Origin of the sequence: Vibrio sp. K4 (assembly GCF_051122595.1) — a bacterium.
GTDB classification, from domain to species: domain Bacteria; phylum Pseudomonadota; class Gammaproteobacteria; order Enterobacterales; family Vibrionaceae; genus Vibrio; species Vibrio owensii.
This window is the reverse complement of sequence record NZ_CP178578.1, coordinates 1,858,462-1,873,097: the sequence shown is the minus strand read 5'-3', so window position 1 is coordinate 1,873,097 and position 14,636 is coordinate 1,858,462. Positions and strand designations below refer to the sequence as shown.

The following is a 14,636-nucleotide window of genomic DNA, read 5'->3' as shown; positions in this document are numbered from 1 at the left end:
ATCTCAGTCGTTTACTGTTCCCATTCAGGGAAAGGGTCTTCCAGAGATAACCAATAGTCGAGCCCTTGCTCCATCTCATCTTCTGTTAACAAGCATTCATTGAGACGAGCAATCAATTTCTCTTGCTCTAATCCCTGACCAATGAACACCAATTCTTGTCGCATATCGCCATAAGGTTCTTGCCAAATGTCGTTTATAGCGTCGAGGTAATCTTGATCCGTCGGCCATTCCTCTTTCGGAATCGCTTTCCAAAACATACCCGCAACACCATAACGTGCGATGCCTCCCGCTTGGCTCCATTGACCGACAAACTCCGGTCTTGTTGCTAGCCAAAAGTAACCCTTGGAACGAATCAGTTTGCCGTAATCTTTCGCATTGTGGAGGAAGTCGTAAAACTTCTCTGGATGGAAAGGGCGTCTCGCATGATAGGCAAAGCTGGAAATGCCGTATTCTTCGGTTTCAGGTATGTGCTCGCCTCGCATTTCCTTCAACCAACCTGGGGCTTGTTGTGCCTTTTCAAAACTGAAGCTTTGTGTGTCGAGTACCGCATCAAGTTCTACTTCACCATTCGAGATAGGAAGGATGGTGGCGGATGTATTGAGAGTTCTAAGAATCGCAAGAAGCCTTTCGATTTCTGATTTCTCAGCAAGGTCGGTTTTACTTATCAAGATAACGTCAGCGAACTCTACTTGATCAACGAGCAAGTCGGCGACGCTGCGTTCATCGTCTTCACCTAAGGATTCGGCTGTCTCTGTTAAGAACTTAGCCTCATCGTAATCACGCAGAAAGTTAATCGCATCAACCACCGTAACCATGGTGTCTAAACGTGCAACGTCTGAAAGTGATAGCCCGTTTTCATCAGCAAACGTAAAAGTCTCTGCAACGGGAAGTGGCTCGGCGATGCCAGTGGACTCGATAACTAAGTAATCGAATCTGCCTTCTTGCGCGAGTTTAGTAACTTCTTCAAGTAGATCCTCACGCAGGGTACAACAGATGCAGCCGTTACTCATTTCAACCAACTTTTCTTCACTGTGGTTGAGAGAAACTTCATTCTGAACGGTCGCTGCGTCGATGTTGACTTCGCTCATGTCGTTGACGATGACCGCGACTTTTCTGCCTTGTCTATTGTTAAGAATATGACTTAAAACGGTTGTTTTTCCTGCGCCTAGAAAGCCGGATAAAACCGTAACAGGGAGTTTCTGGGTGTTCATGCTCATGCTCTTTATAGTGTAATGTTATAATATAACAATTAATATAGTCGGTGATCTTAACTCTGGCATCAAGCAGTTTGTGACTGTGTCGAGCACTGCACCTTATTGGCGGCTTTATTCGTCGTTAAGTTGTACAGATTCAGATGTACGGAATTTAGATATCGAACTCTTATCTCGGTGTGGAGGTTCTATGAACGAAGAGAAAAAGCATGTCATGACAGAAGAAGAAATTCTTGCAGCGCCCGAGGCGGATTATATGAATGAAGCTCAGCTCGCGTTTTTTGAAAACCGATTATTTGAGCTTTATGAATCGACGTTAGCGCATATTGAACGCGCCAAAGAAGAGATGATTGCGCCAATGGAATTCAGTGACGAAAGCGATAGGGCGTCCAGTGAGGAGCAATCTGCAATCGCATTAAGAATCATAGACAGAGAGCAAAAGCTGTTACCTAAGATTCAACAATCGTTGGCTCGCTTGCGCGCAGGGGAGTATGGCTACTGTTTAGAGTCCGGAGAACCTATCGGCATTCCAAGGTTATTGGCGCGACCTACCGCTGAATATAGTGCAGAAGTAAAAGCGCAAATGGAGTCAAAAGAGCACTGGTACAGAGAGTAAAATGTTACCCAAGTAAATAGGGGGAAAGTGGGTTTTAAATCTCCCTGCGTCGCATAATAACTTGCAAGGTATTGCTTGTTTTCACTCAACATGAATCTTCTTCATGTTGAGTGTGAGGAAATGTAACTTTTACTTACGTCATATTGTGATTGAATAGCCAAATAGATTTTAGCGGTATGGATGTCTAAATGGTAAATCTTACAATATTGGATGGTGGTATGGGGCGCGAGCTAAAACGCATCGGTGCTCCTTTTTCTCAACCTTTCTGGAGTGCCCAAGCACTTATCGAATCCCCACAGCATGTTACGCAAGCGCACCAAGGTTTTATTGATGCAGGTGCACAAATCATTACCGTCAACAGTTATGCCTGTGTCCCGTTTCATTTAGGTGAAGATTTGTATGCAGAGCAGGGACGCGAGTTGGCAGAGAAAGCTGCGAAAATTGCTCGTAATGTCGTGACCGCGTCACAAAAGGAAGTGCTTGTTGCTGGCGCGATACCTCCTGCCTTTGGTTCTTATCGACCTGACTTATTTGAAGAAAAGCGTGCTTACGACATCAGTGTGAGTCTATTTAAAGCGCAAGAGCCACATGTTGACATTTGGTTGGCGGAAACTGTCGCAAGCCTTGGTGAAGCGCGAGTGATCAGCAAAGTTTTGTCTAAAACCGACAAGCCAGTCTATATCTCGTTCACGTTAGAAGATGAAGTTAGCGAAGTGTCGCGTCTGCGCTCTGGTGAGCTTGTTACTGACGCCGTTGAGGCGCTTCTTGATACTAATGCGACCGGTATTTTCTTCAATTGCTCAATTCCTGAAGTGATTGAACAAGCGATCAAAGATGTGAATCAGGTATTGGAACGAAAAGGTAAGACGTTAACTATTGGTGTCTATGCAAACAGCTTTGCGCCCATTAAAGCGAATCACCAAGCGAACGAGTCATACCAAGGGCTTAGAAATTTCTCTCCAACAGAATATCTAGAATACGCGAAAACGTGGCACCGCTTAGGGGCGAGTATCATTGGCGGCTGTTGTGGCATTGAGCCTAGTCATATTGAAGAACTGACAGCGTGGAGAGACAGTCTTGAAGAATCTTAATCTCGGACTCACCATTCCTGCGATTGGCACTGTCCTGCTCATTTTACTTGTCTCTTCGATGTTCCCAGAGCAGTCTCAAGCTATGGCGAACAACGCAATGACGTTTGTGACCGATTGGTTTGGCTGGCTAGTGCAAATCTGCAGTCTTGCTCTTGTTGGCTTTCTACTTTGGTTGGCGTTTTCCAAGTACGGCGACATTCGATTAGGTGAAGGAAAGCCAGAGTATTCGAACTTCTCTTTTGGCGGCATGATCTTTACGGCTGGTGTTGGTGCATCGCTTATTTATTGGGGGATTGGAGAGCCAATGTACTACCTGCAATCTCCACCACTATTTGCTGAAGCGAACAGTTACACTGCAGCTGCGTGGTCAGTCACTTATTCAATGTTCCACTGGGGGATAACAGGGTGGGCGATCTACTGTTTCCCTGCGATTCCTTTTGCTTACGCTTTTTATGTGCAAAAACGCCGTACATTGAAACTCTCTACACTGTGTGAACCCGTGCTGGGTAAGAATCCAATCGTGGGCAAATGCGTCGACCTTTTGGCCATCTTTGGAACACTCGCGGCTTTTGCGAGTTCATTGGCGTTAACCGTCACGTTGCTGAGTACAGGAGCAGCAGAGTTATTTGGGATAGAGAACAACTTGTTGCTTCAAGGCGGCATCATCTTTTTGTTCGTATTGATTTTATTCGTAGTGACGCTGGTGGGCTTCAACAAAGGCATCAGTAAGGTATCCGATTACACCGTCATCGCTGCGATTCTCTTTGCCTTGTTTGTGCTGTTTTCATCAAATGCCCAATTTGTGCTGAACAACGTGACGGATTCACTCGGTGTTATGTTAGATAGCTTCTTCCGTATGTCTCTTTGGACAGATCCGGTGCAGAAGAGTGGTTTCCCTCAAGCATGGACTCAATATTATTGGTTTTGGTACTACGCGTACTTAATCATGATGGGTTTGTTCATTACACGTATATCGAGAGGCCGCACCATTCGTGAAGTCATCTTGTATACCATCTCAATGGGCGCTCTGGGATGCGCGTTCTTTATCTCAATCTTTGGTGGTTATGCGGTTTGGGCACAGTTGTTAGGTGGTTATCCGGTTCAAGAGTGGATGAGCAATGGTGGATTGACGTTTGCCGTCGTCTCATTGATCAAAACTTTGCCAGCAAACAATGTGGTTCTTGCAGTCTTTTTGGTGATTCAGTTCTTCTTAATGTTGACTACGATGTCGAGCGCGAGCGTGGCCACCTCAATGCTGACCACGAATCAGCTATCCCTAAACGGAGATCCAGACAACAAGGTCAAACTGATGTGGGCAGGTGCGATTGCACTTATCAGCTTTAGCGTATTCCTCACGGGTGGTGGCATCAATACCATTAAATCCTTGTGCGTGGTGGCGGGACTACCGATGATGTTTATCTACGGAATATTGGTTAAACAACTCATGATGGAACTGAAAGGCAAGACAGCTTCGCAACCAGAATCGGAAGCATCTGTGGAAGCACAAGAACTGATTGCTTAGCCTCAAACAACAAACCCTCTTCATGTTCAAACTTGAAGAGGGTTTCTATCGATTCATCCACCAACTTTGGCTTTTATCTCTTCCCTGAGCGCTAACTTGATGCGCTGTTCTTCATTAGTAAGAAAAACACAAACACGCCATCTCATTTCCAAACTAAGCCACGCTTATTGCTTTGAAGTGCAAGTAAAAAGTCGGCATGATGTTTAGCAATTCAAAATGAGCGGCACAGAAGAAACACTCGCACACCTAATCTGACAGGAATAAACATGTACCAAGTTATAAACGTGAATGAATATCCACAGGGTGTGGAAGTGTGCATTAAGTACATCCATACAAAGTGGGGTTCGGAAGACAATTACGCGTACTTTGAAAATGCGATTCTGCATTCAAGTAAGAAAGAAGACGCCATCCCTCAGTTTTATGTGTTGGTCACTGAAGGTGAGATTGTTGGCTGCTTTGGCCTGATCATTAATGATTTTGTGAGCCGACATGATTTATATCCTTGGTTAAGCTCTTTGTTTATCGAACCACAACATCGTGGCAAGCGATTGAGCGAATTGCTGTTTAATCATGCATTGAACGCTGCTAAAAGTATGGGCTTCCAAAGCCTTTATCTGACGACTGACCACGATGGCCTTTATGAAAAATTTGGTTGGGATAGAATAGAAGACGCTTACGACACGTCTGGTTATGTGACAAAGGTGTACCGTAAGTCTTTAGAAAACATCTAGAATCAACAGGAGTAGGTTTCTAGAATATCGATTAGTTAGTGTCCGAAGTAAGCAAGGAAGCAAAAATGCTATGGATTGTGACAAAGTACTTAACCACCGCCGCGATTGTGGTTCTCATTTCTGAAGTTGCGAAGCGAAGTGATAGATTAGGTGCGCTCGTGGCTGCATTGCCAACCGTTACCATATTGGCGTTGGTATGGATGTATATCGAAGGGCAAGGCACTGAGAAGTTGTCTAACCACGCGTTTTATACCTTTTGGTTTGTTGTACCAACACTGCCAATGTTTCTTCTTTTTCCTTATCTACTGAGTAAGTATTCTTTTTGGATTACCTTGCTTATTAGCTGTGTTGTATCCGTAATTTGTTTTGCGATAACGAATTTGATCGCAAAACAATTTGGTATCAACTTGCTTTAAGCTCGTCTTCCTTTTGGCTTTGCATCCATTGGCGAGGTGACATACCAGATACATTTTGGAAAGCACGAGAAAAGCCCGAGTAGCTGTTGTATCCCACCTCGTCAGACACCCAGTTGAGCGGTTTATTTTGCAGTAATAAAGACTGGGCGACGGATACACGCCATTTTTGTACATAATCTCCTGGTGTCTCCCCAACGATTTGTTTGAACGTCTCAATAAACTGAGTACGAGACATGGCCGCCAATGACGCCAATTCATTAAGATGAAAATGACGGGCAGGGAGCTGATGAATGGCATCCATAACGGGAGCTAGACGTGGGTGGGCGAGCGCAGCAAACAAGCCGTGTTCAATTTGCTTTCCCTCGATAAGATAACGAAAGATCAACGCCATTAAGGTATCGCTCAGCTTATCCAATAAAAACTCTTGTCCGATGCCATTTCCGCTTGCTTCCGAAGACAGCATATCCAAGACCGGTGTTAGGTTCGGCACCGCGTTAAAAGGGATAACGACGACATCCGGCAAGACAGACAAGAGAGGGTTGATCTGTCCACCTCGATAATCCACATTGGCGCAAACCAATTCTGTTTCTTCGCTTCCTTCAATTCTATGCGGCGTATTGTTTGGCAGATAAATGATGCAAGGCTCTGTTAGCTTTTGAGCCTTCTCGTTTGCGCTTGTCAGTATCAATTCACCAGCATTCAAAACATGCAAATGGCCCCGGTTATGGTGCTCTGCTTGGAACGAGGAGATACCACACAAGTGTCCAGAATAGAAAACGCCTGTCCGTATTGAGAAATGCTTCATCAGCTGTGACAACAGATCCATGTTACCTCCGAACGATTCGCGTACTTTTTTGGTCTTTTGTCCCTTTATAGACCGGAAGAGTTAGCTAATTTATTCACACAAGGCAAACAAACACAGACAAGGAGCTTACTATGTCACGCATTAAATCAACTGGTCGAAAACTCACTTTAATGACCGCTTTACTCGGAACCAGTTTTTCACTGATGGCTGCGGATGTAGGCATGAGCGTTGATGCAAATGATCTCGCTATCAAGGGTTACGACCCGGTGGCTTACTTCACGGATAATGGCCCGACTCAAGGAAAGGCCGAATATTCAGCGACGTACAACAATGCGATTTATCACTTTGTGAATGCTGCAAACCGAGACCAGTTTAAAGCGGATCCTCAAGCGTATGCGCCGCAATACGGTGGTTACTGTGCATTTGGTGTTGCTATGGGCAAGAAGTTTGAAACTGACCCAGAGGCTTGGAAGATTGAAGGTGGCAAACTGTACTTAAACTTGGATAAATCGGTACAGAAGCGCTGGCTAGAAGATACGCAAGGCTTTATTCAAGATGCCAACACCAACTGGACAACGATTAAAGTTGTTGATGCAGATAAGCTGTAACGGACGTCGTTTTTATCCTTTCCTCACATATTCAAGGCGAGCCAATTGGTTCGCCTTTGTGTATTGGCTCGAGGGAACGGACGTTTATAAGTTGTTATTTACCCAAGGTAGAAGCGATACGTTTGTCACGAAAATTGATTTATTCTCAATCAAATTTGTTAGATAGGTTGTTTTATAAATGCAGATAGGATTACTGTTATCGAATAATAATTTATATCAATAACAATCAGTTGGAACCTATCAGACATGAAAAACAATCTTCTTAAAAAACTTCAAGTGCTCAGCGTTATCGCAATGGCTTCTTTGACAGTGGGATGTTCATCTATGGATGCACATGCGAGAGGGGGTTACGGTAAACCATTTTCGGGTACGGCGTTGTCCGTCGCGCGCCAGCCATGCTTCTTGGATGGCTCAGCCGTGTCTTACGCTTTATATCCTATTTCTTTCGTCGATATGCCTTTGTCATTGGTTACTGATGTTGTATTCCTGCCTGCTGATTTAATCATGTTATTTACTCCAACGACGAGCTACGGCAGTGTTTTGTCACAAGGTTGCCCAAGTGGCAGTATGATTTAGTTGCTTTGCTTCATTCCATTATTAACTTTTAGGAATAATCGTTATAACTTCCAGCACTAAAGGGCTGCGGATAATATTGGATTCAGTTGTTAAGAATATTCCTACAAACCTTTAATTCTGGAGGGAAAGCAAATGAAGAAAGCTCTAATTTGCGTAGCGCTAACTTTACCTGCATTTCACGTGTTCTCTGCGCCAACAGACATCAATTCGCTTGAACGTATCGACTACGGAAACTATCAGTTTTATCAACCATACATTGAAACGGTACACACGGTAGATTTGATTGCACCGCCACCGGCAGAAGGCAGCAAACAAGATATCGAAGACAGGCGTGTGGGTGCTATCGACTTTTCAGTTGATGATCCAGCGAGAATGGCTCAAGCAACACAAGACGCGCGTATTACTCCAGAATACTTTGCCAAGATTTATGGTGATGTATTGGGCGTGAAGATTACTAAGGAAGACACCCCGGCAATGTATACCGTCTTAGGACGCAGCATTGCTTCTTTTGGTCTTGCGACATCTGACTCTAAAAAGCACTACAACAAAGCGCGTCCATTTGCGGTAAACGGCTTACCTTCTTGTACACCTTATGCCGAAGACTACCTATCTAAAGATGGATCTTACCCTTCAGGTCATACTGCATCAGGCTACGGGGTTTCATTAGTTGCCGCAGCAATTGCGCCGAACAATGCAAAAGCACTGACAGATCGGGGGGCGGATTATGGTTACAGCCGCGTCGTTTGTAACGCACACTGGATGAGTGATGTAGAAGCAGGGCAAAAAGTGGCGCACATCGTGTTTGATAAGCTAAAGGCAGATAAACAATTTGCTGAGGACTTACAAGCTGCGCAACAAGAGTACATTGCGCTAACCCAATAACGATAAATCGACACAGCTACAGGCGGCCACAGTGCCGCCTTTTTCATTCTGAGCTCTTGCTATATAGACTTCTAATCACGGCTGAAATCACTCCTTGACCTTAAGCTAGCTTGAGGTTTTATCCTCGTAACCTCAAACAACAACCCACCAAAATCGGTAAGAAACCAATCGGAAAAGGAACTTCTATGAATCTAAATCAAGTACTGTTAACCGTTAAAGACATTAAGTCATCTATCGAGTTTTATCAAAAGCTAGGGTTCAATTTGATTGTTGAAACAGAAAATTATGCGCGCTTTGAGTGCCTTGACGGAGATGCCACTTTTTCACTTTATCTCGGTGATTCAGAATCAAAAAGCAACAGCGTGATCTATTTTGAACACGAAGATCTTGATGCGTTAGTTGATACTTTAAAGAGGAAAGGCATCGAGTTTGTTCAAGAACCTACAGACAAAGACTATCTGTGGAGGGAAGCAATGCTTAACGACCCATCAGGTAATGAGCTAAAGCTGTATTGGGCTGGAGAGTACCGAAAGAATCCGCCTTGGCGAGTTGCTAACAATTAAGCTCTCTAAGCTAAGTAGCAGAGGTGAGCGAGTAGAGCGTGCTCACCTTAAAAAGGGCTTATGTTGCTGATTGGTTGTTACCAATTCACATGTCTGCTCGACAACTACTTATCAACGTCACCGACAACGCCTTCATGAGATAGATCGCCAGATAACTCTGCTTGGATCTCTGCAAGGCTTTCTTCTTCAGCGGCGACGATTTTTCCGGTTAGGGCATCAACCTCAACTTCATAAGCCTTGTCACCTTTCTTAATGAAGACGTCCCATTGCGTATCTGGTTCATCATGGCGAATGCCAAGCACTTCAACATCTAAAGCGCCAAGCGCGGATTTAATGGCTTCTTCTTGGCTAATGATTTTCGCGTCGGACGCGGCGTAACTTGGAAGGCTCAATACACCAAATGCGGTCAAGGCCGAACATAAGATTAACTTTTTCATTGGTTTCTCCTTAAGCTCTCATCTCACCAGAGAGAATTCTTTCGTTGGCGTCTCCATAGTGTAGGTGGTGACGTAAAAGAAATGTGAATATGCCCTTTGAAAGGCATTCGTTCTAAAAGCACACATTTTTGTCGCGTCGGGGACTGGCGTAAAAAGGGGGATCGATTCAGGAAGTACGGGACGTTTCGGCTCTACAAGTTTTTCACATTTCTATTGGTAGTTTGGCGACAGTTAAAATCATGATGGATTGAAGTAGCCGTATGAACAGAAATTTGATGCTCAACTTTGGCATTGTATTCGTTGCTTTACTTATCCCTTACTCGGTGCTGCAAATAGGCACGCCAACACTAGAGTGGCCAATGTTTTGGCAGGTGCGCACTTACTTGGTCAACTACAGTGGCATCGTCTCAATGATCTTGATGTCGTTGTGCGTGATTCTATCTGTGAAGCATTGGCCGTTGGAACGCTGGTTAGGGGGACTAGATAAGCAATATCGTCTGCACAAATACCTTGGGATCTCTGCGGTGTTTTCCGCTTTGTTCCACTGGGGCGCATTTTTAAGTGATGATTTCGCGATGGATTTTGGTTACATCGAGGCAAAGAGTGAAACCTTTCCGTTTTGGAAGTTGATTGATTCATTGGGTGATCAGGCGCAGTTGATTGGCGAATATGGTTTCTATCTGTCGGCGGCTTTTGTTTTGATTGCGTGGATTAAGAAGTTCAAACACAACGTCTTTCAGCTCACTCATAAAGTCTTTCCATATCTTTACCTGCTTATAATGCTGCACATGGTGATGTTCTTTGATGCAAGCCTATGGTTAACCGTTACCGGAGCTATCCTTCTGTTGGTCAGCGGTTTAGCAACGGTAGGATGCTTGATTACCATTTTAGATTTGAATGGTAAGAAGAAACGTTATCCCGCCAAGGTTAGTAGTATCAAATCAATCAACGGCGGAATTGAAGTGGTGCTTAAAGTACTTGAGCCTCAGTTTAGGTATAAGCCGGGTCAGTTTGCATTTATCGGATTTGACGATAAAGAACGACCGCATCCTTTTAGTTTGGCGTCAGCTCATAGTGACAACGGTAAGGTGCGATTACTAATCAAAGCCAATGGTGACTACACGCGTTCATTAATCGAAACGCTTGAAGTTGGACAATCGGCTCAGATAGAAGGCCCATACGGTTGTTTCAATTTCCAAGATAATACAGAACAACAAATTTGGTTTGCAGCAGGCATCGGCATCGCGCCATTTTTAACCGCTATTGAAACGATAGGTAGAGCAAAGTCCGTAACGCTTTTCTACAGCTACCGAGAAGAGGACAAAGCGCTTCTGGATGAATTACAACACAGATCAAAGGAAGCGGGCGTTAAGTTATACATGAGAAATACAAGTGAAGAAGGGCGTTTCATCAACACGGAAGTCATTGAGCGGATAACAAATATACAGCACAGCAGTGTATGGTTCTGTGGCCCTTCCGAACTGGGTAAGATGCTTGAGAAAGCATTCACCAATATCGGTCTACCAGCCAAGTCATTCCATCGAGAGTTGTTTGAGTTTAGATAGAACTAACTGTAATCCGCGCTAATAATCAATAAGACGAACCAAATGGCTCGCCTTATTTTGTTTTTGCTGCAAGGGCTTAAAAGATCGCCTGTTTTTTATCTTTGATATAGAAATAGACGCTGATAGCGATGAACAAGAACGTGAAATAGTAGAAGAACGAAGACAGCGATGCGATAAAGTCGATGTGTTGTTCTATCTGCGCTTCGGTGTAGTTTTGGGAGAGCAACTTGTAGTAGTAGGCATAGAGCATACCGATTAAGCCGTAGCCCAAGTTGAACATCAAACCTTTGAAGCTTAATACTGTCGCTCGGTTGTGAGATTCTGTTTTCTTGTTTAAGTGGTAGCTGATGAAAATGTTCATCGTCATGATAATAAAGATCAGAATCAGCGCAGGAATTACCCCGTATATCGACCAGCCTAAGCTTATCCAATAGTAGGTTGCCATCGTTGCGATGCCCATGACTAAAATGAACGTCTTGGGCGCCATACTCTCTGCCAATCGGCGGCTTTGTCCAGCTAAGATAATCTGCAAGAGGCTAATGCCAGCGCCGATTAAACCAAAGTAGATAATTGGAATATCAATCGCACGGTAGTACTGACTGTTCATAGTCAAAAACATTCGTGAAGTGTGCTCGAACAAACTGTAGTAGAGCAGAATGAACAGTACGTAAGGCGTAGACAATACCCACTTGGCGGTGTTGAGTGTGAGCTTCATGCTGGCCATGGTTGAAGCCAACTTGCTTTCACTACTTGGTATGACCTTTTTCTCTTCTCTCATGCTGAATGCGGCGTAGATAGCGATCAACGCAACAAACAAAGTCGCGTAAACAGGGATGCGCATGATGTCTTGTGTGGTTTCTGGCTTGTCGAATCCAAGGAGCTGATAAACGTTGGCCATAAAGTTCACGTCGTACATGGCAGCACCCACAAGTGTGACCACAATACCCACGCTCGAAGCAATACGAAGCTGAATCTGCAACACTCTCGGCCACAGCTCTTCCTTGCCTTGCTCTTTCAATGTGTCGTAAGCCAGCGCTTCATCCGCGCCACTTGCTAACGCCATCGCTAAGCCACTCAGAACTCTGTTAATCAAAAACACAACGAAAACAAAAGTGGGATTCCCCGTAGGAACAAAGGCGATCATTGCGATTTCGATGAACATGACGATGGACGACAGCACCACCAGTCGTTTTCGCCCTAAGGTATCGGCAAAAGCGCCGGAAGGGACTTCTGCAAGTACAATCGTCGCAGCCCAAACAACATTGAGCATGGCGAATTGAGACAGCGTTAATCCGTAATCCAAATAGAGCAGGGTGAATACGGGGTAATAGAAGCGCGCAAAGTAACTGCTTCGGAACATGAGGAAGCAGCGAACGTTACGGATTTTAAGGATTTCTTTCAGCGTCATGAAACATTCAGCAATATGAATAACATAACGTTATGTATAAACCTTTTTTAGATTGATGGGAAAGGTTTGTGCTTTGAAATCGCGAGATTTTTTTGAATAGTCGCTATTCCTTACTTAACGACTCAACGCGTCACCAAGTGGACGAAAGTACGCTTGAAGCGCTTCATATATTGCGTTTCTGTGTGCGATATCTGGGTAGAGAGGAAGGGTGTCCGCCTTTGTTGTGCCAGAAACTAGGTATGCGTTTTCAATGCCAGAACAAGACTCCACAACGGCTTCAAATGCTCGCGCCATCATCTCGGTGGGTTGTGAAAAGTAGCTCGACCCCATCGCTTGGTCTGCTTTTACACTTCGGGATACATAGTCATGTCGATCTTGGCCATCTGGCGTGAGCAATGTGGCGTCAAAAATCTTCAGTAATCGCTCGTTGAGTGGATGCGGAAAATGATCGGCATTTTTTAGCCAGCAATCACTCGCAAATAAGATTTGGCGTTGAGGCCCCGAACGATCGCCAATGTCGAAAGCTTTCTCGGCAATGTAATGATCGAACGCATGCCAAAACTCATGAGCAAGCGCACCTGCACCGGCATTCTTTGCTAAGGCTAATTCACGTTGATTCGGTGCGTAATGTGCTTGAACCCCTTTGCGGCCACCAGTACCAAAAGCAAGGCTCAAATTACCACGAAGCCCAATCGCCGAAGGCGGTAGCGCAAGGATGTACGCTAAGTCTGCGAGAGAATCGAATATTAAGTTTGCCGCGAGGTCTTTTTCTTCTTTGTTCACCCACTTACCAATCCGAATTCCGCCGATGCCAAATGTCTCTTTGATGTCGACAAACGACACCTGGTCGCCATGGCGATAATCAGGGCCTTTACGCGTTTTGTATTTAAAACTGGTTAACTGCAAGACATGCCTCGAAGTGGTGCTGAAGGAGTGGAAACTTATACTCAAAACATAAGACGTCAGATTATACCGCAATAGAAGGCTGAGTCGGAGATTTCGTCCTATCTCGTTTTACGCAGGCTCGCGAACTTGTCCAATCCATCTACACTAAAACTAACACGCGATTTGTTCGCTTTGATTTTCAATAGCTTTGATGTGATTCCGCCAAATGGATTCGAGTCATCGAAATACGGATATTTTATGTGGCAAACATTTCTGGTTTTTAAGCATGATTGGGAGATTTCGCCGTGGACCCGTTAACGCAAGGGTTGGTTGGGGCGTCATTGTCTCTATCAGTAAGCAAAAAACAACACTTGGTGGCGGCAGGTGTCCTTGGAATGCTTGCTGGTATGGCACCAGATTTGGACATATTGATTCGCTCTTCCAATGATCCGCTGCTGTTTTTGGAATATCACCGACAGTTCACCCACTCGTTGCTATTTATTCCTATTGGCAGCTTGCTCTGTGCTTTGGTTCTCTATCCACTTTTTGCTAAAAGGCTTGGTTTATCGTTTACACAAAGCTGGTGGTATTGTGCGCTCGGCTACGTCACACACGGTTTATTGGATGCGTGCACCAGTTACGGAACTCAGCTTTTGTGGCCGTTTACCAACGAGCGGTATGCGTTGAATACCGTTTCTGTTATTGATCCTGCCTTCACGCTTCCTGTTTTAATGGGCGTCGTATTTGTTTTGCTGAAACGTAACCCTTGGTATGCGCGAATCGCGATAGTTTGGGCGTTTGCTTATCTTACGTTCGGCATGATTCAAAGAGACAGGGCAGAAGAAGCAGGATGGGAGCTTGCACAAGCAAGGCAACATGCTCCAGTGCGCTTAGAGGCCAAACCTACGTTCGCGAATAGCTTGGTTTGGAAAGTCATCTACGAGACTGAAAGTCGATACTATGTAGACGCCATAAGAGTAGGGGCTGCGGCCAAAATCTATACTGGAGAATCGGTTGCCAAACTGGACATCGGGAAAGACTTCCCTTGGTTAAGCTCAACATCGCAGCAGGCCTTAGATATTGAGCGATTTCGTTGGTTTTCTGATGGCTTTGTCGCGCGTGATCCGGACGATGAAAGGCGCATTATAGACGTGCGTTACTCAATGGTTCCAAACCAGATAAAAGCCTTGTGGGGAATTGAGCTTTCTCCATCTGCTGATGAAAACGACCATGTGGCCTACACAACACATCGAGACACTTCGCAAGAATCAAGACAAGCATTTATCGATATGCTGAAAGGCAATGACTGAGGGAGACTCA

General features: G+C 44.8%; 16 protein-coding genes. 11 read left to right on the top strand and 5 right to left on the bottom strand.

Going from position 1 to position 14,636, the window contains the following annotated elements; all coding sequences use genetic code 11:
* Window positions 1-11: 11 nt before the first annotated feature.
* The gene (gene zigA, locus ACLIIY_RS25905) at window positions 12-1,211 is read right to left on the bottom strand and encodes a zinc metallochaperone GTPase ZigA (protein ID WP_182038360.1); all 1,200 of its coding nucleotides are present in this window, start codon (window positions 1,209-1,211) and stop codon (window positions 12-14) included.
* A gap of 190 nt (window positions 1,212-1,401) precedes the next feature.
* Here zigA and ACLIIY_RS25900 point away from each other — a divergent pair, with 190 nt between their 5' ends.
* The 5 genes from ACLIIY_RS25900 (at window position 1,402) to ACLIIY_RS25880 (ending at window position 5,587) form a co-directional block, all read left to right on the top strand.
* Window positions 1,402-1,827, top strand: a complete 426-nt coding sequence (locus ACLIIY_RS25900) for a TraR/DksA C4-type zinc finger protein (protein ID WP_020196339.1) — start codon at window positions 1,402-1,404, stop codon at window positions 1,825-1,827.
* 188 nt (window positions 1,828-2,015) lie between these two features.
* On the top strand, window positions 2,016-2,918 hold the full coding sequence (locus ACLIIY_RS25895) for a homocysteine S-methyltransferase family protein (RefSeq protein ID WP_434528803.1): 903 nt from the start codon (window positions 2,016-2,018) through the stop codon (window positions 2,916-2,918).
* A complete protein-coding gene (locus ACLIIY_RS25890; RefSeq protein ID WP_434528802.1) occupies window positions 2,905-4,440 on the top strand; it encodes a BCCT family transporter in 1,536 nt (511 codons plus the stop codon). The genes ACLIIY_RS25895 and ACLIIY_RS25890 overlap by 14 nt, the downstream gene beginning before the upstream one ends.
* A gap of 266 nt (window positions 4,441-4,706) precedes the next feature.
* A complete protein-coding gene (locus tag ACLIIY_RS25885; protein ID WP_434528801.1) occupies window positions 4,707-5,171 on the top strand; it encodes a GNAT family N-acetyltransferase in 465 nt (154 codons plus the stop codon).
* A 65-nt stretch (window positions 5,172-5,236) separates the two neighbouring features.
* Entirely contained in the window at window positions 5,237-5,587 is a 351-nt protein-coding gene (locus ACLIIY_RS25880; protein WP_005440716.1) for a DUF3147 family protein, read from the top strand.
* Here ACLIIY_RS25880 and ACLIIY_RS25875 read toward each other — a convergent pair.
* Window positions 5,574-6,413: a cupin domain-containing protein gene (locus tag ACLIIY_RS25875; protein WP_434528800.1), complete on the bottom strand. Its 840-nt coding sequence runs from the start codon at window positions 6,411-6,413 to the stop codon at window positions 5,574-5,576. The genes ACLIIY_RS25880 and ACLIIY_RS25875 overlap by 14 nt on opposite strands.
* A 110-nt stretch (window positions 6,414-6,523) precedes the next feature.
* Here ACLIIY_RS25875 and ACLIIY_RS25870 point away from each other — a divergent pair, with 110 nt between their 5' ends.
* From ACLIIY_RS25870 to ACLIIY_RS25855, 4 genes are all read left to right on the top strand, one after another.
* Entirely contained in the window at window positions 6,524-7,000 is a 477-nt protein-coding gene (locus ACLIIY_RS25870; protein WP_033006299.1) for a YHS domain-containing (seleno)protein, read from the top strand.
* A 324-nt stretch (window positions 7,001-7,324) separates the two neighbouring features.
* The gene (locus ACLIIY_RS25865; protein WP_005440710.1) at window positions 7,325-7,576 is read left to right on the top strand and encodes a YceK/YidQ family lipoprotein; all 252 of its coding nucleotides are present in this window, start codon (window positions 7,325-7,327) and stop codon (window positions 7,574-7,576) included.
* A 132-nt stretch (window positions 7,577-7,708) separates the two neighbouring features.
* Entirely contained in the window at window positions 7,709-8,458 is a 750-nt protein-coding gene (locus tag ACLIIY_RS25860) for an acid phosphatase (protein ID WP_434528799.1), read from the top strand.
* A gap of 185 nt (window positions 8,459-8,643) precedes the next feature.
* Complete coding sequence (locus tag ACLIIY_RS25855) at window positions 8,644-9,021, top strand: VOC family protein (protein ID WP_434528798.1); 378 nt, start codon at window positions 8,644-8,646, stop codon at window positions 9,019-9,021.
* A 104-nt stretch (window positions 9,022-9,125) separates the two neighbouring features.
* Here the strand turns inward: ACLIIY_RS25855 and ACLIIY_RS25850 are convergent, their stop codons facing one another.
* Window positions 9,126-9,458, bottom strand: coding sequence for a PepSY domain-containing protein (locus ACLIIY_RS25850; protein ID WP_409583795.1), 333 nt, complete (start codon window positions 9,456-9,458; stop codon window positions 9,126-9,128).
* A gap of 260 nt (window positions 9,459-9,718) precedes the next feature.
* On the opposite strand from ACLIIY_RS25850, the gene ACLIIY_RS25845 reads away from it, so the two are divergent.
* Window positions 9,719-11,023, top strand: coding sequence for a ferredoxin reductase family protein (locus ACLIIY_RS25845; RefSeq protein ID WP_434528797.1), 1,305 nt, complete (start codon window positions 9,719-9,721; stop codon window positions 11,021-11,023).
* A 76-nt stretch (window positions 11,024-11,099) separates the two neighbouring features.
* Here ACLIIY_RS25845 and ACLIIY_RS25840 read toward each other — a convergent pair whose 3' ends face one another.
* Both ACLIIY_RS25840 and ACLIIY_RS25835 read right to left on the bottom strand, forming a co-directional pair.
* Entirely contained in the window at window positions 11,100-12,431 is a 1,332-nt protein-coding gene (locus tag ACLIIY_RS25840; protein WP_104046674.1) for an MFS transporter, read from the bottom strand.
* Between the two features lie 114 nt (window positions 12,432-12,545).
* On the bottom strand, window positions 12,546-13,337 hold the full coding sequence (locus ACLIIY_RS25835; RefSeq protein WP_009704528.1) for a CLCA_X family protein: 792 nt from the start codon (window positions 13,335-13,337) through the stop codon (window positions 12,546-12,548).
* A gap of 284 nt (window positions 13,338-13,621) precedes the next feature.
* On the opposite strand from ACLIIY_RS25835, the gene ACLIIY_RS25830 reads away from it, so the two are divergent.
* Window positions 13,622-14,626 carry a metal-dependent hydrolase gene (locus ACLIIY_RS25830; RefSeq protein ID WP_434528796.1) on the top strand — a complete coding sequence of 335 codons (1,005 nt, stop codon included), beginning with the start codon at window positions 13,622-13,624 and terminating at the stop codon, window positions 14,624-14,626.
* Window positions 14,627-14,636: the final 10 nt, after the last annotated feature.